This is a genomic window from Geodermatophilus sp. SYSU D01106 (genome assembly GCF_054049995.1).
In genome coordinates, this window is record NZ_JBJGYM010000010.1 from 158962 (window position 1) to 177777 (window position 18816).

General features: G+C 77.4%; 19 protein-coding genes and 1 tRNA gene. 7 read left to right on the forward strand and 13 right to left on the reverse strand.

Translation table 11 applies throughout. From position 1 onward, the window contains the following. Positions 1-8: 8 nt before the first annotated feature. Positions 9-830 (forward strand): HAD family hydrolase, encoded by an 822-nt coding sequence (locus ACI78R_RS13045; RefSeq protein ID WP_457041025.1) that lies wholly within the window; start codon positions 9-11, stop codon positions 828-830. Here ACI78R_RS13045 and ACI78R_RS13050 read toward each other — a convergent pair. The 6 genes from ACI78R_RS13050 to ACI78R_RS13075 all read right to left on the reverse strand — a co-directional run bounded on the left by ACI78R_RS13050 (position 827) and on the right by ACI78R_RS13075 (position 8329). Beyond that, positions 827-1699: an ABC transporter permease gene (locus tag ACI78R_RS13050; protein ID WP_073418407.1), complete on the reverse strand. Its 873-nt coding sequence runs from the start codon at positions 1697-1699 to the stop codon at positions 827-829. The genes ACI78R_RS13045 and ACI78R_RS13050 overlap by 4 nt on opposite strands. Next, on the reverse strand, positions 1699-4635 hold the full coding sequence (locus ACI78R_RS13055; protein WP_457041026.1) for an alpha/beta fold hydrolase: 2937 nt from the start codon (positions 4633-4635) through the stop codon (positions 1699-1701). The genes ACI78R_RS13050 and ACI78R_RS13055 overlap by 1 nt, the downstream gene beginning before the upstream one ends. A 68-nt stretch (positions 4636-4703) precedes the next feature. After that, positions 4704-6428, reverse strand: coding sequence for a LytR C-terminal domain-containing protein (locus tag ACI78R_RS13060; RefSeq protein WP_457041027.1), 1725 nt, complete (start codon positions 6426-6428; stop codon positions 4704-4706). Positions 6429-6538: 110 nt separating this feature from the next. Further along, a complete protein-coding gene (locus tag ACI78R_RS13065; protein WP_457041028.1) occupies positions 6539-6871 on the reverse strand; it encodes a DUF3263 domain-containing protein in 333 nt (110 codons plus the stop codon). 85 nt (positions 6872-6956) lie between these two features. Next, entirely contained in the window at positions 6957-7874 is a 918-nt protein-coding gene (gene rarD / locus ACI78R_RS13070; RefSeq protein WP_457041029.1) for an EamA family transporter RarD, read from the reverse strand. Positions 7875-7897: 23 nt separating this feature from the next. Then, complete coding sequence (locus tag ACI78R_RS13075; RefSeq protein ID WP_457041030.1) at positions 7898-8329, reverse strand: CBS domain-containing protein; 432 nt, start codon at positions 8327-8329, stop codon at positions 7898-7900. Between the two features lie 161 nt (positions 8330-8490). Here ACI78R_RS13075 and ACI78R_RS13080 point away from each other — a divergent pair, with 161 nt between their 5' ends. Continuing rightward, on the forward strand, positions 8491-8916 hold the full coding sequence (locus tag ACI78R_RS13080) for a DUF5313 family protein (protein WP_454556058.1): 426 nt from the start codon (positions 8491-8493) through the stop codon (positions 8914-8916). Here ACI78R_RS13080 and ACI78R_RS13085 read toward each other — a convergent pair. Beyond that, positions 8916-8988, reverse strand: a tRNA-Thr gene (locus tag ACI78R_RS13085). The genes ACI78R_RS13080 and ACI78R_RS13085 overlap by 1 nt on opposite strands. A gap of 102 nt (positions 8989-9090) precedes the next feature. Between ACI78R_RS13085 and ACI78R_RS13090 the strand changes: the two genes are divergently transcribed. Continuing rightward, on the forward strand, positions 9091-9387 hold the full coding sequence (locus ACI78R_RS13090) for a DUF2695 domain-containing protein (RefSeq protein ID WP_457041031.1): 297 nt from the start codon (positions 9091-9093) through the stop codon (positions 9385-9387). On the opposite strand, the gene ACI78R_RS13095 is transcribed toward ACI78R_RS13090, so the two are convergent. Further along, the gene (locus tag ACI78R_RS13095; RefSeq protein WP_457041032.1) at positions 9342-10067 is read right to left on the reverse strand and encodes a hypothetical protein; all 726 of its coding nucleotides are present in this window, start codon (positions 10065-10067) and stop codon (positions 9342-9344) included. The two genes, ACI78R_RS13090 and ACI78R_RS13095, sit on opposite strands and share 46 nt — an antisense overlap. A 152-nt stretch (positions 10068-10219) precedes the next feature. On the opposite strand from ACI78R_RS13095, the gene ACI78R_RS13100 reads away from it, so the two are divergent. From ACI78R_RS13100 to ACI78R_RS13110, 3 genes are all read left to right on the forward strand, one after another. Beyond that, positions 10220-10996 (forward strand): ABC transporter permease, encoded by a 777-nt coding sequence (locus tag ACI78R_RS13100; RefSeq protein WP_457041033.1) that lies wholly within the window; start codon positions 10220-10222, stop codon positions 10994-10996. A 106-nt stretch (positions 10997-11102) separates the two neighbouring features. After that, positions 11103-12365: a S1C family serine protease gene (locus ACI78R_RS13105; protein WP_457041034.1), complete on the forward strand. Its 1263-nt coding sequence runs from the start codon at positions 11103-11105 to the stop codon at positions 12363-12365. A 61-nt stretch (positions 12366-12426) separates the two neighbouring features. Next, entirely contained in the window at positions 12427-13686 is a 1260-nt protein-coding gene (locus ACI78R_RS13110; RefSeq protein ID WP_457041035.1) for a DUF445 domain-containing protein, read from the forward strand. A 3-nt stretch (positions 13687-13689) separates the two neighbouring features. Here the strand turns inward: ACI78R_RS13110 and rlmB are convergent, their stop codons facing one another. From rlmB to ACI78R_RS13135, 5 genes are read right to left on the reverse strand one after another with little or no spacing between them, the layout of a single operon-like run. Continuing rightward, positions 13690-14664, reverse strand: coding sequence for a 23S rRNA (guanosine(2251)-2'-O)-methyltransferase RlmB (gene rlmB, locus ACI78R_RS13115; protein WP_245794248.1), 975 nt, complete (start codon positions 14662-14664; stop codon positions 13690-13692). Further along, positions 14646-16049, reverse strand: coding sequence for a cysteine--tRNA ligase (cysS, locus tag ACI78R_RS13120; RefSeq protein ID WP_457041036.1), 1404 nt, complete (start codon positions 16047-16049; stop codon positions 14646-14648). The genes rlmB and cysS overlap by 19 nt, the downstream gene beginning before the upstream one ends. Next, a complete protein-coding gene (gene ispF / locus ACI78R_RS13125) occupies positions 16046-16543 on the reverse strand; it encodes a 2-C-methyl-D-erythritol 2,4-cyclodiphosphate synthase (RefSeq protein WP_073418387.1) in 498 nt (165 codons plus the stop codon). The genes cysS and ispF overlap by 4 nt, the downstream gene beginning before the upstream one ends. Then, positions 16540-17217: a 2-C-methyl-D-erythritol 4-phosphate cytidylyltransferase gene (gene ispD / locus ACI78R_RS13130; protein ID WP_457041037.1), complete on the reverse strand. Its 678-nt coding sequence runs from the start codon at positions 17215-17217 to the stop codon at positions 16540-16542. The genes ispF and ispD overlap by 4 nt, the downstream gene beginning before the upstream one ends. 35 nt (positions 17218-17252) lie before the next feature. After that, positions 17253-17735 (reverse strand): CarD family transcriptional regulator, encoded by a 483-nt coding sequence (locus tag ACI78R_RS13135; protein WP_073418385.1) that lies wholly within the window; start codon positions 17733-17735, stop codon positions 17253-17255. Between the two features lie 160 nt (positions 17736-17895). On the opposite strand from ACI78R_RS13135, the gene ACI78R_RS13140 reads away from it, so the two are divergent. Then, positions 17896-18816, forward strand: a 921-nt coding sequence (locus ACI78R_RS13140; RefSeq protein ID WP_457041038.1) for a UbiA family prenyltransferase, incomplete at its 3' end; no start/stop codon positions are given.

Genomic DNA, 18816 nt, shown 5'->3' on the forward strand with positions numbered 1-18816 from the left:
CTGGGCGTGTGGCTGCGCGCATCGTCTACACCGACCTCGACGGCACGATGGTCGGCCCGCGGGGGTCGTTCTGGCACGCCTCCGACGGCTCTCCCACCGCCGAGCCCGCGGCCGCCCTCCTCGAGCTGCACACCGCCGGGGTGGCGCTGGTGATCGTCAGCGGGCGCACCGCCGACCAGGTCACCGAGGCCGGGCGGATCTTCGCCGCCGACGGCGCGATCGCCGAGTTGGGCTCGCTCGTCACGTGGAAGGGCGGCCGGTCGCGCCACCAGCTCACCGGCGCGCTGCCCGCGGAGTACGCCGGGCGCACGCCGATGGACGTGATGGCCGAGCTCGGCGTCGTCGACGCGCTGTGCGCCGCCCACCCGGGCCGGCTGGAGTGGCACGCGCCCTGGCACACCACGCACGAGGGCGACGCGCTGCTGCGCGGCTACGTCGACCCGGTCGCCGTCGACGCCTGGCTGACCGAGCGGGGCCTGGGCTGGCTGACGCTCAAGGACAACGGCGCCATCCCGGCGACGGCGAAGCTCGACCTCGCGCCCGAGGGGCAGCTGGCCCGGGTCTACCACCTGATGCCGCGCGGCATCTCCAAGGGCGAGGCGATCGCCTGGGACCTCGAGCGGCGCGGCGTCGACCCCGCCGACGCCGTCGCGATCGGCGACAGCGCCAGCGACCTGGAGATGGCGCCCGCCGTCGGCCGGCTGTGGATCACCGCGAACGGGGCCGAGGTCGACGGCATGGCCGGGCTGCTGGCCGCCGTCCCGAACGCGTCGGTCACCGACGAGGCGATGGGCGTCGGCTGGGCCCAGGCGGTACGGGCCTCGCTCTAGCTCGTGACGTCGCGGCGGGAGAAGGAGCGGAACGCCAGGGCGGTGAAGACCGCGGCGTAGACCAGCGACTGGATGACGCCGCGGAAGAGGTCGGAGGAGTCGACCGGCGTCTGCAGCAGGTCGGTCCAGGCGAACTCCTCCGCCGTGGGGAACCAGTCGCGGATGGCGCCGAGCTGCTCGACCTGGTCGAGGATCGCGAACACGACCATCGTGAACACCGCCCCGCCGACGGCGGCCAGCGGCGCGTCGGTGACCGTGGACAGCCAGAACGCGAGCGCCCCGACGACGAGCAGGTGGACGGCGAGGTAGCCGAGCATCCCGGCCAGCCGGAGCAGGCCCTCGCCCTGCGACAGGGTCACCCCGATCGGCGTCCGGATGTCGTCGAAGCCGAAGGCGATCCCGCCGGCCACGACGGCGACCACCGCGAGCGTGAGCAGCGCCGCGACCGAGAGCACCAGCGCGGCGACCCACTTCTGCCGGAGCAGCCGCGCCCGCGGGACCGGGGTGGCCAGCGTGTACCGCAGCGACCCCCACTGCGCCTCGCTGGCCACGGTGTCGCCGAAGAACAGCGCGTAGACCACCACGAGGAAAAACGACGTCGTCGCGAACAGCACGAACAGCGTGAAGTTCAGCCCGCTGGAGGTGGCGACGTCGACGAGGTTGATCCGGGTGTTCTCCGAGGCCTCCTCGCTGGCGCCGAGCTGCAGCGCGGCGATGAGCACCAGCGGGAGGGCCACCATGAGCGCGAAGACGCCGATGGTGCGCCGCCGCTTGAACTGCCGGCGCAGCTCCACCGACAGCCGCAGCGTGCGGCCGGGGCGGTAGCCGGCGACCGCCCCGGTGGGCTGGACGTGCTCCGTCGCGGTCATCAGCTCTCCCCCACCAGGGCCAGGAACGCGTCCTCCAGGCGGCGGCGCGGCGTGAACTGGTCGACGGCGACGTCGGCGGCCACCAGCGCCTGCAGCGCCTGCGCCCGGGAGGTCTGCGCGCCGAGGTCGGCGACCAGGCCCTCGTCGGTGCGCTCGACGGTGACCCCGGGCAGCCCGGACAGGACGGCGGACGCGCGGTCGGCGTCGGAGTCGTCGGCGAGCCCGACGAGCACCGCACCCCCGGTGCCGACGATCTCCTCGACCGTCCCCTGCGCGATCTTCTGGCCCCGCGCCATGACCACCACGTGGGTGCAGGTCTGCTCGATCTCGCTGAGCAGGTGGCTGGACACGATGACCGTGCGGCCGGTGGCGGCGTAGGACTGCAGCACCTCGCGCATCGCGTGGATCTGCGGCGGGTCGAGGCCGTTGGTCGGCTCGTCGAGCACCAGCAGGTCGGGCAGGCCGAGCATCGCCTGGGCGATGGCCACCCGCTGGCGCATGCCCTGGCTGTAGCGGCGCACCGGGCGGTCGATGGCGGCGCCGAGGCCGGCGACCTCGATCGCCTCCTCCATGTGCGCGTCCTCCGCCGGCCGGCCGGTGGCGGCCCAGTAGAGGGTGAGGTTGTCGCGGCCCGAGAGGTGCGGCATGAGGCCGGTGCCCTCGACGAAGGAGCCCAGCCGCGACAGCACCGGCGCCCCGGGGCCGGCGGCGTGGCCGAAGACGCTGATCCGGCCGGCGTTCGGGCGGATCAGGCCCATGAGCATCCGCAGCGACGTCGTCTTGCCCGCGCCGTTGGGCCCGAGCAGGCCGAGCACCTGGCCGCGGCGGACCTCGAAGGAGAGGTCCTTCACCGCCACGAAGCCGTCCTTGTAGGCCTTGGTCACGCCCTCGAAGCGCAGCGGCACGTCCTCGCCGTCGGGCTCGACGACGGAGGTGACCCGTCGACGGCGGCGGCCCCACAGGACCGCCGCGGCCCAGCCGAGCAGGCCGAGGAGGACGACGGCGCCGAGCAGCAGCCACCAGCGCGAGGTGCCGCCGTCGGCCTGCGCCTGCCCCTCGACCGTCGGGACGGCGAGCGCGCTGCCCCCGTTGCCCGCGCCGGCCAGCGCGACGGAGTATACGCCCGCCTCGGCCGGGAGGGCGAACGCCTGGTCGGTGGAGGAGACGACGACGCGCATCGTGTGGCCGGCCTCGAAGCGGTGCACGATGCCCGGCAGCGTGACGGTGACCTCGGTCGGCGCCGTCGGGTCGGCCGACAGCCCGGTCAGCGACAGCGGCGCCACCAGCCCGCCGGGCAGGGTCTGCGCGCCGTCGGGGCCGACGTCGTAGACCTTGGCGAACAGCGTCGCGGTGCCGCTGGGCGAGGCGACGGCGAGGTCGACGGTGGGGGCGCCGACCACCTCGACGGCCTCGTCGAGCGGCTCGGTGGAGAACGCGGCGAACTGGCCGGGGATCTCGACGGCGGTGCCGGCCAGCGCGGAGGCGATCGACCCGAGGCCTGGCACCGTGGTGATCGCCGCGGGCGTGCCGCCGGCCGGGGTGACCACCGGCTGCAGCGGGCCGTCGAGGGCGAGGTCGGTGCGCTCGGTCGACGCGGCGCCGTCGAGGCCCGGGTAGGCGTCGGCGACGACGCTCTGGGTGCCGCCCTGGACGCTGCCCAGCGTGCTGCCCAGGCCGGTCGGCGCGGGGTACTGGAAGCCGGTGCCGGGGTCCTCGCCGCGGGCCGGGTCGTCCCCGTCGCGCAGGTGCCAGGAGAACCAGCCGGCGACCAGGTCGCGCAGCTCGGCGGTCTCGCGCTCGGAGGCCTGCGAGTCGTGGCCCCCGGCGTACCAGACGACCTTCACCTCGGTGCCGTTGGCGGCGATCCCGCGGGCGTTGGCGTCGGCCTGGCCGAGGCCGAACAGCGAGTCCTCGGTGCCCTGCACGAGCAGGGTCGGCGCGGTGATCCGGTCGAGGACGGCGGCCGGGCTGCTGCGGTCGAGGACCGCGGCCACCTCGGGCGTGAGGGTGCCGGTGGCGGCGGAGTCCTGGTAGGCGGCGCAGATGTCGGCGCGGAACCGGCCGCAGGTCAGCGCCTGCTCCACCGCCGCGGGGTCGACGCCGGCCAGGTCGGGCAGCTGCGGCAGGGACGGGGCGGACGCCGGGGCCGCGCCGCCGGTGTCGGCGGTGGTGTCCTCGGTGGTGCCCTCGTCGTCGCCGGCGTCGCCCGCTCCCCCGCCGCCGAGCGCGTCGAGCAGTCCGCCGGTGGGGACCGAGCCGACGCCGAAGAACAGCCCGGCCCACAGGCGCTTGTAGACGCCGGTGCCCTCGGTCTGCGGCGTCGCGGCGGGCGTCGTGGGCGCCTGCGCGTCGTCGGCCGCGCCGGTCTGCGACGGGAAGAGCGCGGCGGTCAGCGAGTTCCAGGTGATCTGCGGCGCGATGGCGTCGACCCGGTCGTCGTAGGCGGCGCCGAGCAGCGACAGCGCCCCGCCGTACGAGGCGCCGGCCACGCCGACCCGCGGGTCGCCGTCGCCGTCGAGGAGGACGTCGTCGCGCTCGGCGAGCAGGTCGAGCAGCGTGGAGAGGTCGGCGACCTCGTAGCGCGGGTCGTCGAGGCCGATCTGGCCGGTGCTCTCGCCGAACCCGCGCGCCGAGTACGTCAGGACGACGAAGCCGCGGCCCGCGAGGTCCTGCGCGTCGTCGGCCACCGACCGCTTGCTGCCGCCGAAGCCGTGCGCCAGGACGACGGCCGGCGCCGGGGCGTCCGCGGTGGCCGAGGCAGGCAGGTACAGCGTGGTGTCGAGCTCGACGGCGTCCGCGCCGGAACCGGAGGGGACGCGGGCGTCCTCCGTGCGGACGTCCTCGGCGGCCACCGCGGTGCCGGGGAGCGAGACGAGGACCGTGCCGGTGACCAGCAGGGCGAGCACGGCACCGAGGGCCGCGCGGGCGGAACGCACGGAGCGGCCAACGGACGGTGTCGCGCCCGGGTTCCGGCGGCGGCCGTGCGGTGGATCGCAGGCGACGGTCAGGACTGCCACTCGCCGGTGACGACGACGACCAGGCCCGGGTCGGCCACGCCGGGGACCTCGAAGAACCGGTCGACGGGGCCGGTCTGCACCGCCGGGAAGGCGTCCATGAGCTGCAGGGCGGACTGGCGCTGCGTCTCGTCGCCCGCGGTGAAGAAGACCGTGGTGACGGCGACGTCGGGGCCGTCGTAGGAGCCGACGCCGGCCGAGGTCCAGCCCTGGGCACCCAGCTGCGCGGCGACGTCGGCGGCCAGGCCGCTGGTGGACGTGGCGTTCAGCACGGTGACCGGGACGCGCACCGGCGTGCTGGGCGCCTGGTCGACCGGCGGCAGCGGCTCGACCGACAGCGGTGGCAGCGCCCCGCTGGGCGGCGCGGTGGGTGCGGGAGCGGGCGCGCTGGTGGTGGCCGGCGGCGTGGTGGAGCCCGCCTCCTGCGCCGCCGGGGAGGTGAAGCTGTAGACGCCGAGCACGACGAGCGCGACCACCACGACGGCGAGCAGCAGGAGCCCCGTGCGGCGCCCCCGCGGCGGGGCGTCCTCCCCCTCGGCGGCGCGCAGGGCGGCGCGCGAGACACCGGCGCGGCGGGCGGCCTTGCGGCGCTCGGCCTCCATCGCCTGGCGCTCGGCCTCCCGGGCCTGGCGCTCGGCGCGCATGGCGGCGCGGTTGCCGACGACACCGGTGCCGCCGGTGGCCGGGCCGGTCTCGGGACGCTCGGGCCGGCGCTCGTCCCGGTCGCCGCGGTCGTCGCGTCCCTCGCGGGTGCGGACGGGCTGCCGGTCCGGGATGGCCTCGGTGAGCGGCGCCGCGGCGCGGGCGCGGGCCGGCTCGCGGTCCGGGATGGCCTCGGTCAGGGGCGCCGCGGCGCGGGCGCGGGCCGGCTCGCGCTCCGGGATCGCCTCGGTCAGCGGCGCGGCGGCGCGGGCCCGGGCGGGCTCCCGGTCCGGGATCGCCGTGGTGGCCGGGGCGGGGGGTGCGGCGGGCTCGGGGGCACCCTTCGGGCGGGTCCAGTCGCGGTAGGGCGTGGCGCCTGGGCCGGGGGCCACGGTGGGAGCGGCCGCGGTGGCCGGCGCGCCGGCCGGGGCGGCCGGGGCCTGGGCCCGGGCCGCAGGGGCCTGGACCGCGGGGGCCTGGGCCGGGGGTCGCTCCGGCCGCTGCCGGTCGGCGGGCCGGTCCGGCGCGGGGGCGTCGGGGGCGGGGCTGGGCACCGCCTGGAACGGCGCCACGGAGGTCTCGGGGGCGGCCGGCCGCGCCGGGGCCTGCGCCTCGGGCTTCGGCGGCGGCGCCGGCAGCCGCACCGCGGTGGGCGGCACGGCGGGCTTCTGCGGAGCCGGGGGCGCCGGCGCGGCGGGCGGCTGCGCGGCCGGCGCCTGGCGGGTCGCCCCGTTCACCGGCACCGGCGGCCGCGCGGCAGGGGTACGACCGCGCCCGGCCGGGGGCGCGGCGGGCTGCGGGCGGGCCGGCGGGGCCTGCGCCGGCGCCTGTGAGGTGGCGGGCTGGGCGGGTGCCGGCGTGGGCGCCGCCGGGCGGGGCGGCCGGGCGGACGGCCGGGCCGGGGCGGCCGCGGGCGCTCCCGGGCCACCGGTCAGGCGGCGCCGGTCGGTCTCGTCGCCGAGCAGCGCGTCGCGGCGCCGGTCGGCGCGGCTGCGTAGCGGGCCGGGCGTCGTGGGGTGGTCGCTCAGGTCCCCGTAGCCAGGGGCCAGGGTGTCGGCCCCGAACTCGGGCACCGGGCGGTCGGCGGGCTGGTCGGTGCGGCGTCGCCCACCGGCCACCGGGGCTGACGGCCGGTCCGGTTGGTCACCACCTGACGCCGCGTGCCTGCCCACGGTGACCAAATCTAGATGGCAGGAGAGCCCTTGCCCAGGAGGGACGGTGAACGACGCGCGCGCCGCGCGGTGCGCAGATGCCGCAACCGGCGCACCAGCATGGGGTCGGCGGCGAGAGCCGCGGGCCGGTCGACCAGGGCGTTGAGCACCTGGTAGTACCGCGTCGGCGGGACGCCGAACTGCTCGCGGATCGCCGTCTCCTTGGCGCCGGCGCGGCGCCACCACTGCCGTTCGAAGGCCAGCATCTCGTGCTCGCGCCGGGTCAGGCCCGCGGGCTGCGCGGGGACCTCACCGGACGCCGAGCCCCCCGGCGGGGAGACCGCGGGGGCTGGGTCGGGGGTCATGGTCGGGTCCGTTCGATCGGGGGGAAGCCGTCACCCACGACGGTAGGCCCGGGTACCGACGTTCCGCGCGTGCTCGCGCGCGGCGTCAGGCCACGGCCGGCACCTGCTCGGCCGCGGCCCGGCGGCCCGCCGCACGCGCGGCGCGGAGGCTGTCGACGGTGAACACGGCCAGCGCCGCCCAGACGATCGCGAAGCCGGCCAGCCGCGCCGGCGGCATGGGCTCGTGGAAGACGAAGACGCCCAGCGCGAGCTGCATCAGCGGCGTCACGTACTGCAGCAGGCCGATCGTCGACAGGGGGATCCGCCGGGCCGCCGCGGCGAACAGCAGCAGCGGCACCGCCGTCGCGATGCCCGAGGCCACGAGCAGCAGCAGGTGGCCGGTGCCCTCGCTGCCCGCCGTCCCCCGGCCGGTGCCGTGCAGGACGCCGAGGAGGACCAGCGCCGGCACGAACGCCACCGCCGTCTCCACGAACAACCCCGGCGCGGCCTCCACCCGGACCAGCTTCTTGAGCAGCCCGTAGGCGCCGAACGTGGCGGCGAGGGTCAGCGCGATCCACGGCGGGCGGCCGTGGTCGACGGTCAGGACGACGACCGCGACGCCCGCCAGCCCGACCGCCGTCCACTGCAGCGGCCGCAGCCGCTCGGCGAAGACGACGACGCCGAGCAGGACGCTCACCAGCGGGTTGACGAAGTAGCCGAGCGAGGTCTCGACGACGTGGCCGGAGTTGACGCCGTAGACGAACACCAGCCAGTTGGCGGCGATCAGCGCCGAGGCGCCGGCGAGCACCAGCATCGTCCGCGGGTCGGTGACCGCGGCCCGCACCAGCGGCCAGCGGCGCAGCGCCGTCAGCAGCAGGGCGACGAAGACCAGCGACCAGACCACCCGGTGGGCGACGATCTCCACGCCGCCGGCGGGCTCGAGGAGCGGGAAGTACAGCGGGAAGCAGCCCCACAGCAGGTAGGCCGACAGCCCCGCCGCGGTGCCCGCCCGCCGCTCGTCCACGGCGGGCACGCTACGCCCGGGGGTCAGCCCGCCTGGATGTAGTCGACGAGGTGGGCGCGCTCCTCCTCGAGCTCGTCGAGGCGCGCCTTGACGACGTCGCCGATCGAGACGATGCCGACCAGCCTGCCGTCCTCGACGACGGGGACGTGCCGCACGCGGCGGTCGGTCATCGTGCGGGCCAGGTCGTGCACCGAGGCGCCGGGCGGGCAGGTGTGCACCTCGGCGGTCATGAGCGCCGACACCGGCCCGTCGAGGACGGCGTCACCCGAGGCGTGCAGCGCGCGGACGACGTCGCGCTCGGACAGGATGCCGGCGACCCGGCCCTCCCCCGGCGAGACGACGAGCGCGCCGACGCCGTGGTGGGCCATCAGCGCCAGCGCCTCCCGGACGCCGGCGCCGGGCTCGACGGTGACGACGTCGGGACCCTTGCGGTGGAGCAGGTGGGCGATGCGCACGAGGTCTCCTCCCTCCGGCCGGGCCGCAGTCTGCTCCGCGGCGGCCCGGCCGGAGGGCGGCGCGGCGCGGGCCACGCCCGGGACGCGTGTCGGTCACGCGGCGCCGCCGGGCGTGACGCTGCGGAGGCACGCGACCGGCCGGACGGGCCTACCGTCGTCGCGTGCGCACCATCCGGCACGACGCCGCCCCGGCGTCCCCCACGGCCCTGCAGTGGCTCCGCTACGCCCTCGGCGGCCGGCTGCCCCGCGACCTGTCCGCCTGGGTGCTGTCGGACACGACCCGGCCGGGCTGGGTGCGGCGGCACGTCACGCGCTCGCTGGTGCAGCTCTCGCCGCTGGTCGCGCTCTGCCTGTTCGTGCCCGTGCCGCTGGTCTACCGGCTGACGGCGGCGCTCGGGGGCGTGCTGGTGGGTCTCATGTACTCGATGGCGTTCATCGTGGAGACGACCGAGCACCGGGTGGCCAAGGCCGGCTACCCCGCGGGCACGGCGGCGCGGATCCGCGAGGAGCGCGCCGAGCGGCGCCGCGACGCCCGGGTGGAGGCCCGCTTCCCCTACCGCGTCGGCGGGGCCGGCAGCTTCGACTGAGCCGACGGGGGGACTCGAACCCCCAACCGCCCGATTACAAGTCGGGTGCGCTACCAGTTGCGCCACGCCGGCGGGACCGGGGACTCCGTCCCCGGCACCACGAGGATAGGGACACGGCGGGCGCGGCCGCGGCGGACGGGTCGAGTCCGCGCCCGGGCTGCCGATGATCCCGACGTGGCACCCACCGACGACGGGACCTCCCTCCTGCCGCTGGACCGCACGCAGCTCGACGCGCTGCGCGGGCACGTCGAGGCGCTGCTCGCCGCGTCCGGCTGCGACCAGACCACCCGTGCCACCGACGAGTGGGCGGCCCGGCAGGGCATCGCGCTCGACCGCCTGCACGAGGGACTCGAGGAGTACGGCGGCTTCTGCGACTGCGAGGTCGTGATGAACGTCGACCCCGGAGTGGTGTTCGAGCCGGCGGCTCAGGCGGCGGCGTCGGTGCCGGCGGCCGGGCCCTCCCGCAGGTAGCCCGCCGGGTCGCTGCCCAGCGCGCCGTCGGCCAGCCACCGGGCGAAGCCCTCCGGGTCCCGCCGCTCGAGCTCGTCGAGGACCTCCTCGCGGCGGCGCACGACCGACTGCCGGGTGCCGGCCTCCAGCCGGCCGCCCAGCGCCGTCGAGGTGCTCAGCCACTCCCGCCCCAGCGCCGCGGTCGACAGCGTCGCCACCGGCGGGGAGAACGTCACCGTGGCGCGGGCCTCCGCCGGCCGCGCGCCCACCGGGCGCGGCCCCGCGGCCGGCGCCGCACCCCCGGACGACGGCGGCGCCGGGACGGCGTTGCGCCGCGGCGGGCGCCCGGCGTGCAGCAGCCACAGCCCGAGCCCGCCGACGGCGAGCACGGCGCCGGCCAGCACGGTGAGCACCGGGCCGCCGAGCGCGGCGGTGCCGGACATGAACAGCAGGACGCCGATCGTGGCGACGCCGGTGCGCCAGGCCGCCTCCAGCGGGGTGCGGCCGTCGGCGGGCGCGCCGGACTCGGCGCCGGACTCCCGCGCGACGCCACCGGCGAGGCAGGCGGTGACGACCGCCGCCAGCCCCACCGCCAGCAGCCCGGGCGGTCGCAGGGCGAGCCCGCCGACGACGGCCACCGCCGTCGCGGTGAGGGCGGCGAGCCCCAGGAGCAGGCGGGCGGGCAGTCCGCGGTCGGACACGAGCAGCCTCCAGGAGGGCAGGCCGGGCAGGACGAGCCCGGCCGCTCCCAGGGGACCGGCCGGGCTCCCCTCCTACCCCGCGACCGTCCGGTCGCACACCGTGCACGGGCGTGTCGCGGCGCGCCGGACGCCGCCCGGCAGGATCGCCGCACGTGGGGACCTCCGTCGTCGAGCCCGGCCTGCCGCTGGCCGTCGTCCTGGCGCTGCTCACCGCGCTGGCCGCGGCCGGGGGCCGGCTGTCCGGGCTCGGGCAGGAGCGGCCGGTCGCCGTCGCGGCGCTGCGGGCCACCGCGCAGTTGGCCGCGGTGTCGGCGGTGCTGCTGGCCGTCGTCCGCTCGCTGTGGCTGTCGGCGGCGTTCGTGCTGGTCATGGTCACCGTCGCGTCGGTCACCGCGGCGGGGCGGGTCACCGGCCTGCCGCTGCGGTCGCCCGGGGCGGCCCGCCGGGTGGCGACGGCGGCGCTCGCGGTGGCCGGCGGCGCGGCGCCGGTCGTGGCGCTGGTCCTCGCCAGCGGCACCGTCCCGCTGCGCGGCGAGGCGGTCATCCCGGTCGCGGGCATCGTCATCGGCGGGGCGATGACGGCGACGTCGCTGGCCGGCCGGCGCCTGCGCGACGAGCTGGCCGGGCGCCGCGGCGAGGTCGAGGCCGCGCTCGCCCTCGGGCTGCTCCCCCGCGACGCCGTCCTCGAGGTCGGCCGCCCCTCGGCCGCCACCGCGCTCGTGCCGCCGCTGGACCAGACCCGCACGGTCGGGCTGGTCACGCTGCCCGGCGCCTACGTCGGCGTCCTGCTCGGCGGTGGCAGCCCGACGGCCGCCGGCGCCGCGCAGCTGCTGGTGCTGGTCGGGCTGCTGGCCGCCGAGGTGCTCGCCGTGTGGATCGTCACCGAGCTGGTGGCCCGCGGCCGGGTGCTCCCCGGCCTCCCCCGCTGACCGGCGTCCAGACACCTCACAGGCGGCCCGCAGGGCGCCACCAGACCGCCCGCCGACAGTCGGTCCCGAGGCGGCGGGGTGCCGCCCAGGAGGAGGACCGAGGACGATGACCGGACAGCAGCCCCCCACCGACCCGTCGCAGCAGCCCGCGGGCGCGACCCCGGGGTGGACGCCGCCGCCGTCCGGCGGGACCTGGTACCCGCACGGGATGACCGCCACCGCCACCCTGCCCCCGCCGCTGGTGCCCGCCGCGCCGGCCCGCCGGGTCGGTCGGGTGCGGATCGGTGTCGCCGGCCTGCTCGCCGGCGCGCTCATCGGCGGCGGCGCCGGGGCCGGCGTCGTGGCGCTGACCGCCGGCGGCGCGACCGCGGGCACGAGCCCCGTCGCCGCCCAGTCGGTGGTCATCCAGGACCCCGAGAGCGCCACCGCCGTCACCGCCGCGGCCGCGAAGGCCTCGCCGAGCGTCGTCACCGTCTACGTGACCAGCGGCTCGGGCTCGGGCAGCGGCTCCGGCGTCGTGCTCACCGACGACGGCTACGTGCTCACCAACGACCACGTGGTGACCCTCGACAGCTCCACCGACTCCGCCACCGTCCAGGTGCGCACCTCCGACGGCACGCTCTACGACGCCACCGTCGTCGGCACCGACCCCACCTCCGACCTCGCGGTGATCCGGCTGCAGGACGCGAGCGGCCTGACCCCGGCCACCTTCGCCGACTCCGACGACGTGCAGGTCGGGGACCTCGCCGTCGCGATCGGCGCCCCGCTGGGCCTGTCCGACACCGTCACCGACGGCATCGTCAGCGCGACGAACCGGGCCGTGGCCACCGGCTCCACCCAGGACGACGCCACCGTCATCGACGCCCTGCAGACCGACGCGGCGATCAACCCGGGCAACTCCGGCGGCGCGCTGGTCGACGCGGCCGGCGAGGTGATCGGCATCAACACCGCCATCGCGTCGGTGGCGTCGGGCGCGCCCGGCTCGTCGTCGCAGAGCGGCAACATCGGCGTCGGGTTCGCCATCCCGGCCAACACCGCGAAGCGGATCGCCGACGAGATCATCTCCACCGGCAGCGCCACCCACGCCGTCCTGGGCGTCAGCGCGCAGACCGCCACCGACGGCAGCGCCGGCAGCGAGGTCGGCACCGGCGCGCAGGTGGTGCAGGTGCAGCCCGGCGGCGCGGCGGCCGACGCGGGGCTGCAGGCCGGCGATGTCGTCACCGCCGTCGGCGACCGGCCGGTGACCAGCTCCACCGAGCTCACCGCCGCGGTGCGCAGCGCCGCCCCCGGCGACGACGTGACCCTCACCGTCCGCCGCGGCGGGGAGACCACGACCGTCGAGGTGACCCTCGGCAGCAGTGCCGGCTGACCTCCCGGCCGCCCACGGGCACCCTCCCGCGCCGCATAGGCTCGGGAGGGTGTCGTCGTCCGTGCCCCTGACCTCCTCGCTGGACGACCCCGCCCGCGCCGAGGGCCTGCGCCGGATGAAGCGGCTGGCGACCGGCCTGTTCCTGTTCGCCGCCGCGGTGTTCCTCGCCTGCGTGCTGATCGGCGAGGACGCCGGCGCCTGGGTCGGGTACGTCCGCGCGACCGCCGAGGCCTCGATGGTGGGCGCGCTGGCCGACTGGTTCGCCGTCACCGCGCTGTTCCGGCACCCGCTGCGGATCCCCATCCCGCACACGGCGATCATCCCGCGCAAGAAGGACCAGATCGGCGCGAGCCTGGGCACCTTCGTGCAGGAGAACTTCCTGACCCGCGCGGTGGTCGAGGACAAGCTGGCCACCGTCGACGTCCCCGGCCGGCTCGGCGACTTCCTGGCCGCCCCCGGCCGGGCCGAGCGGCTCTCCGGCGACGCGGCCGCCGCCCTCACCGGGCTCACCGACCTGCTCCGCGACGACGACGTGCAGGAGGCCGTGGCCGGGCTGGTCGACCGCCGGCTGCACGAGACGCCGGCCGCGCCGGTGCTGGCCCGGGTGCTGGAGCTGGTCGTCGAGGGCGATCGGCACCAGGAGGTCCTGTCGGCGGCGCTGCGCTTCCTCGGCCGCTTCCTCGAGGAGAACCGCGTCGTCTTCCGCGCCCAGCTCGGCGACGCCTCCCCGGCGTGGGTGCCCGACTGGGTCGACGACCGGGTGTTCGACCGGGTGTTCGCCGCGCTGCAGGGCTTCCTGCACGAGGTCGGCGACGCCCGCGACCACGAGCTGCGCCGGGTCTACGACGCCCGGCTGCGCGCCTACGTGCACGCGCTGCGCACCGACCCCGACACGGCGGCCTCCGTCGAGGCGTTCAAGAAGCAGCTGCTCGAGCACCCAGCGGTGCGCACCTGGTCGTCGTCGCTGTGGACCAACGCCAAGACGTCGTTCCTCGCCGCCGCCGCCGACCCGGACTCCGAGCTGCGGGCCCGCGTCACCGGCCTCGTCCGCGACGGCGCCCGGCTGCTGCGCACCGACCCGCGGGTGCGCGAGCTGGTGCAGCGGCAGTCGGTGCGGGTGGCCGGCTACCTCGTCGAGCGCTTCGCCGGCGACGTCGCCGACGTCGTCGGCACGACCGTCGCCCGCTGGGACACCGAGGAGACCAGCCGGCGCATCGAGCTGCAGGTGGGCCGCGACCTGCAGTTCATCCGGATCAACGGCACCGTCGTCGGCGGCCTCGCCGGACTGGTGATCTACACCGTCGCCCAGCTGCTGGGCTGAGACCTACCTCCGGGCCTGCGCCGCCGCGTACAGCGCGATGCCGGCCGCGACGCTCACGTTGAGCGACTCGGTGTCGCGGGCGATGGGGATGCGCAGGACGACGTCGCAGCGCTCGCGGACCAGCCGCGACAGCCCGGTGCCCTCGGCGCCCACCACGAGCGCGACCGGGTCGGCCAGGCCGTCGTAGTCGTGCAGGTCCATGTCACCGTCGCCGGCGAGACCGACGGTCTGCAGGCCGGCGTCCTGGTAGGAGGCCAGCGCACGGGCGAGGTTGACCGCGCGCGCCACCGGCAGCCGGGCGGCCGCGCCGGCGCTGGTGCGCCAGGCGGAGGCCGTCATGCCCACCGAGCGACGCTGCGGCACGACGACGCCGTGCGCGGCGAACGCGGCCGCCGAGCGCACGACCGCGCCGAGGTTGCGCGGGTCGGTGATGCCGTCCATGGCGACGACGAGCGGCGGGCGGCCGGAGTCGCGGGCCAGGTCGAGCAGGTCGTCGGGGTGCGCGTAGGAGTACGGCGGCACCTGCAGCCCGATGCCCTGGTGCAGCGCGCCGTTGGACATCCGGTCGAACTCGGCCTTGCCCACCTCGAGCAGCGGCAGGCCGCGGTCGCCGGCCAGCTGCACCGCCTCGGTGATCCGCTCGTCGGTGCGGGTCGACTCCCCCGTGACGACGTAGAGCGCGGTCGCCGGGATCTCCGCCCGCAGCGCCTCCACGACCGGGTTGCGCCCGAGCAGCAGCTCCGGCGCCTCCTCGGCGCGCTGGCGGCTGCGGTCGCGCTCGGCGCGGCGGCGGGCGTCGGCCTGCGCCCGGCGCTGCGCCGGGTGGCCGGTGCGCTGCTCGGCCGGCGGGGTCGCCCCGCGGCCGGCGAGCGACCGGCGGTTCTTGCCACCGGTGCCGGCGGTGGCGGTCTTCTTGCCGGCACCGCTCGTGCGGCCGCGGCGCTGGCTGTTGCCGGCCATCAGCGGGTCAGCTCCCATCGGGGTCCCTGCGGGGTGTCCTCGACCTGCAGGCCGAGGGCGGTGAGCTGGTCGCGCAGCGCGTCGGCCGCCGCGTAGTCCTTGCGGGCGCGCGCGGCCTGCCGCTGCTCGAGCGCCAGCCGGACCAGCCCGTCGGTGACGCCGGCCAGCCGGTCGTCGCCGCCGGACGCGGCCCAGCGGGGGTCGAGCGGGTCGAGCCCCAGCACGCCCAGCATCCCCCGGACCGCGCCGAGGGCGGCGCGCGTCGCGTCGTCGTCGCCGTCGGCGAGGGCGGTGTTGCCCTGCCGGACGGTGTCGTGCACGACGGCGACGGCGGCCGGCGTGCTCAGGTCGTCGTCCATCGCGGCGCGGAACGCCTCGGGCAGCGAGGTCCCGACGTCGCCGCCGACCTGCTCGGCGGCGCGCTGCACGAACGACTCGATGCGGCGGTAGGCGGCGCCCGCCTCGGCCAGCGCGGCGTCGGTGAACTCGATCGTCGACCGGTAGTGCGGGGCGACCAGGTAGTAGCGCAGCTCGACCGGGCGCACGCGCTGCACGACCTCGTCGACGAGCGCGGTGTTGCCGAGCGACTTGCTCATCTTCTCGCCGCCGAGGGTGACCCAGCCGTTGTGCATCCAGTAGCGGGCGAAGCCGTCGCCGGCCGCGCGGGACTGGGCCTGCTCGTTCTCGTGGTGCGGGAAGCGCAGGTCGAGCCCGCCGCCGTGGACGTCGAAGTCCGGGCCCAGGTAGCGCCCGGCCATGGCCGAGCACTCCAGGTGCCAGCCGGGGCGGCCGCGGCCCCAGGGCGTCGGCCACGCCGCGGTCTCCGGCTCGCCGGGCTTGTGCGCCTTCCACAGCGCGAAGTCGCGCGGGTCGCGCTTGCGGTCGTCGGTGTCGGTGTCGCCGGCGGGCTCGAGGTCGGCGAGCCGCTGCCGGGTGAGCGCGCCGTACTCCGGGAACGAGCGGACGTCGAAGTAGACGTCGCCGTCGACGGCGTAGGCGTGCCCGCGCTCGATCAGACGCTCGATGAGCCCGACCATGTCCGGCACGTGGCCGGTGGCGCGGGGTTCGTAGGTGGGCGGCCGCACCCCGAGGACGTCGTAGGCGCGGGTGCACGCGAGCTCGTTCTCGTAGGCCCACGCCCACCACTCGACGCCGTGCTCGGCGGCCTTGGTGAGGATCTTGTCGTCGATGTCGGTGACGTTGCGGACCAGCGCGACGTCGAGGCCGGAGCCGTGCTCGAGCCAGCTGCGCAGGACGTCGAAGACGAGGGCGGCGCGCACGTGCCCGACGTGGGGCGGGCCCTGGACGGTGAGCCCGCAGACGTACATGGAGGCCTGGCCGGCACGCAGGGGCGTGAAGTCGCGGACCGCGCGGGCGGCCGTGTCGTACAGGCGGAGGCTCACTGCGCGGAGTCTACGGACCCGATCCGGACGACCAGCGCCGTCGCGAGGGCGGCCCGCCCCTCCCCGCGCCCGACCAGCCCGAGCCCGTCGGTGGTGGTGGCGGTGACGCTGACCGGGGCACCCAGCGCCGCCGACAGCACCGCCTCGGCCTCCGCGCGGCGCGGGCCGAGCTTCGGCGTCGGCGCGACCAGCTGGACGGCGGCGTTGCCGACCCGCCAGCCCGCCGCCGCCAGGGTCTCCCGCACGTGCTCGAGGACGGCGGCGCCGCGGGCCCCGGCCCAGCGCGGGTCGTCGGTGCCGAGCAGGCCGCCGATGTCGCCGAGGCCGGCCGCGGAGAGCACCGCGTCGGTGAGCGCGTGCGCGGCGACGTCGCCGTCGGAGTGCCCGGCGCAGCCGTCGGCACCGGGCCACTCGAGGCCGGCCAGCCAGCAGGGCCGGCCGGGCTCGACGGGGTGCACGTCGACGCCGAGGCCGACGCGGGGCAGCTCGGTCACGACGGCCCCGGGATGCCGGCGACCTGCAGCTCGGCGAGCGCGAGGTCGTGGGCCACGGTGACCTTGGCGGCCCGCTCGTCGCCGGCCACGGTGCCCACGGGGACGCCGGCGGCCCGGACGACGGCCGCGTCGTCGGTGAGCTCGACGCCGTCGGGCAGCGCGTCGTAGGCCTCGACGAGGACGCGGCGCGAGAAGCCCTGCGGGGTCTGCACGCGGCGCAGTGTCGCGCGGTCGGGCGCGGCGGTGACCGTGCCCCCGGCGTCGACGGCGACGGTGGTGTCGACGACCGGCAGCACCGGGACCACCGCGGGGGCGCCGGCGCGCAGCGCGTCGAGCACCCGGGCGACGACGGCGGGCGGGGTGAGCGGGCGGGCCGCGTCGTGCACGAGGACCGCCGCCGCCTCCCCCGGGACGGCGGCCAGCGCGGCGCGGACCGAGGCGGTGCGGGTGGCGCCGCCCTCGACGAGGCGGACCCCGTCCGGCAGCACCGCCGCGAACGCGTCGCGGTCGGCGGCGGGGACGGCCACCACCACCTCGTCGACGCCGCCGTCGAGGAGCGTGGCCACCGCCCAGGCGACCAGCGGCCGGCCGCCGAGCGGCACGAGCGCCTTGGGCCGGGCGGCCCCCAGACGCAGACCACTCCCGGCCGCGGCGACGATGCCGACCGCGGACACGGGAGTGGTCTGGTGGAGCAGAGGTGCGGCGGAGCTCAGCTGGCGAGGACCTCGTCGAGGAGGACCTCGGCCTTGTCCTCGTTGGTGCCCTCGGCGAGGGCGAGCTCGCTCACCAGGATCTGGCGGGCCTTGGAGAGCATGCGCTTCTCCCCGGCGGAGAGGCCACGGTCCTTGTCGCGGCGCCACAGGTCGCGGACGACCTCGGCCACCTTGTTCACGTCACCGGAGGCCAGCTTCTCGAGGTTGGCCTTGTAGCGGCGGGACCAGTTGGTCGGCTCCTCGGTGTGCGGGGCCCGCAGGACCTCGAACACGCGGTTGAGCCCGTCCTGACCGACGACGTCGCGGACGCCGACGATCTCTGCGTTGTCGGCCGGCACGCGCACGGTCAGGTCGCCCTGGGCGACCTTCAGCACGAGGTAGGCCTTCTCTTCACCCTTGATCACCCGCGTCTCGATCGCCTCGATGAGCGCGGCACCGTGGTGCGGGTAGACGACGGTCTCGCCGACAGTGAAGCCCATGTGTGTGTGACCCCTTTCGCTGGTTACAGGTTAGCACGGCACACTGACGCCCGGAATGGCCCGACGGCGGATAAGCGCAGGTCAGAGGCCTGATGAACTCCCGGGAAGGGGTTGACAGGGCGTGGTCGGTGTGCGTGCGAGGCCGGTCCGGGCCGCACCCGTGCGCGCCCTCGTCCTCGCCACGCACGCCCCTCCGGCGGCCGCCGTCACCGTCGTCGCGACGCTGCTCGCGGTCGCCGCGGCGCTGCCCGCCGGGCGCGTGGCCCTCGTGGGGCTGGCCGTCCTCGCAGGTCAGGCGTCCATCGGCTGGAGCAACGACTGGCTCGACGCCGACCGCGACCGCGCCGTCGCACGGGCCGACAAGCCGGTCGTGCAGGGCGCCGTCGACCCCGCCGTGCTGCGGGGGGCGGCCCTCGCGGCCGCCGCGGCGGCCGTCGTCCTGTCGCTGCTGCTCGGCCCCGTGCCCGGCGCGCTGCTGCTCGTGCTCGTCGCCAGCGGATGGGCCTACAACGCGGGTCTGAAGCGGACGGTGCTGTCCGGGGTGCCCTACGTGACCGGATTCGGCGCGCTGCCGGCGGGCGTCGTGGCCGCGGCGCCGGGCTCCCCGGTCGCGCCGTGGTGGCTGCCGGCGGCCGGCGCGGCGCTGGGGGCGGCCGCGCACCTGGCGAACGTGGCCCCCGACATCGCCGACGACCTCGCCACGGGGGTCCGCGGGCTGCCGCACCGGCTCGGCGCGCGGCGCTCGGCGGTGGTGGGCGCGCTGCTGCTGGGCGGGGCGTCGCTGGTGCTGGTGCTCGGGCCGGCCGGCCCGCCGGAGTGGTGGGGCTGGGCGGGGCTGGTGCTGGCGCTGCCCGCCGTCGTCGTGGCGGCGCTGGCCGGCACGCCGCGCTTCCGCCGGCTGGCGTTCCCGGCGGTGCTGCTGCTGACCGTCCTCGACGTGGTGCTGCTGGTGCTCGGCGGGGGGGGGGGGGGGGGGGGGGGGCGGGGGGGCGGGCGGGGGGGGGGGGGGGGGGGGGGGGGGGGGGGGGGGGGGGGGGGGGGGGGGGGGGGGGGGGGGGGGGGGGGGGGGGGGGGGGGGGGG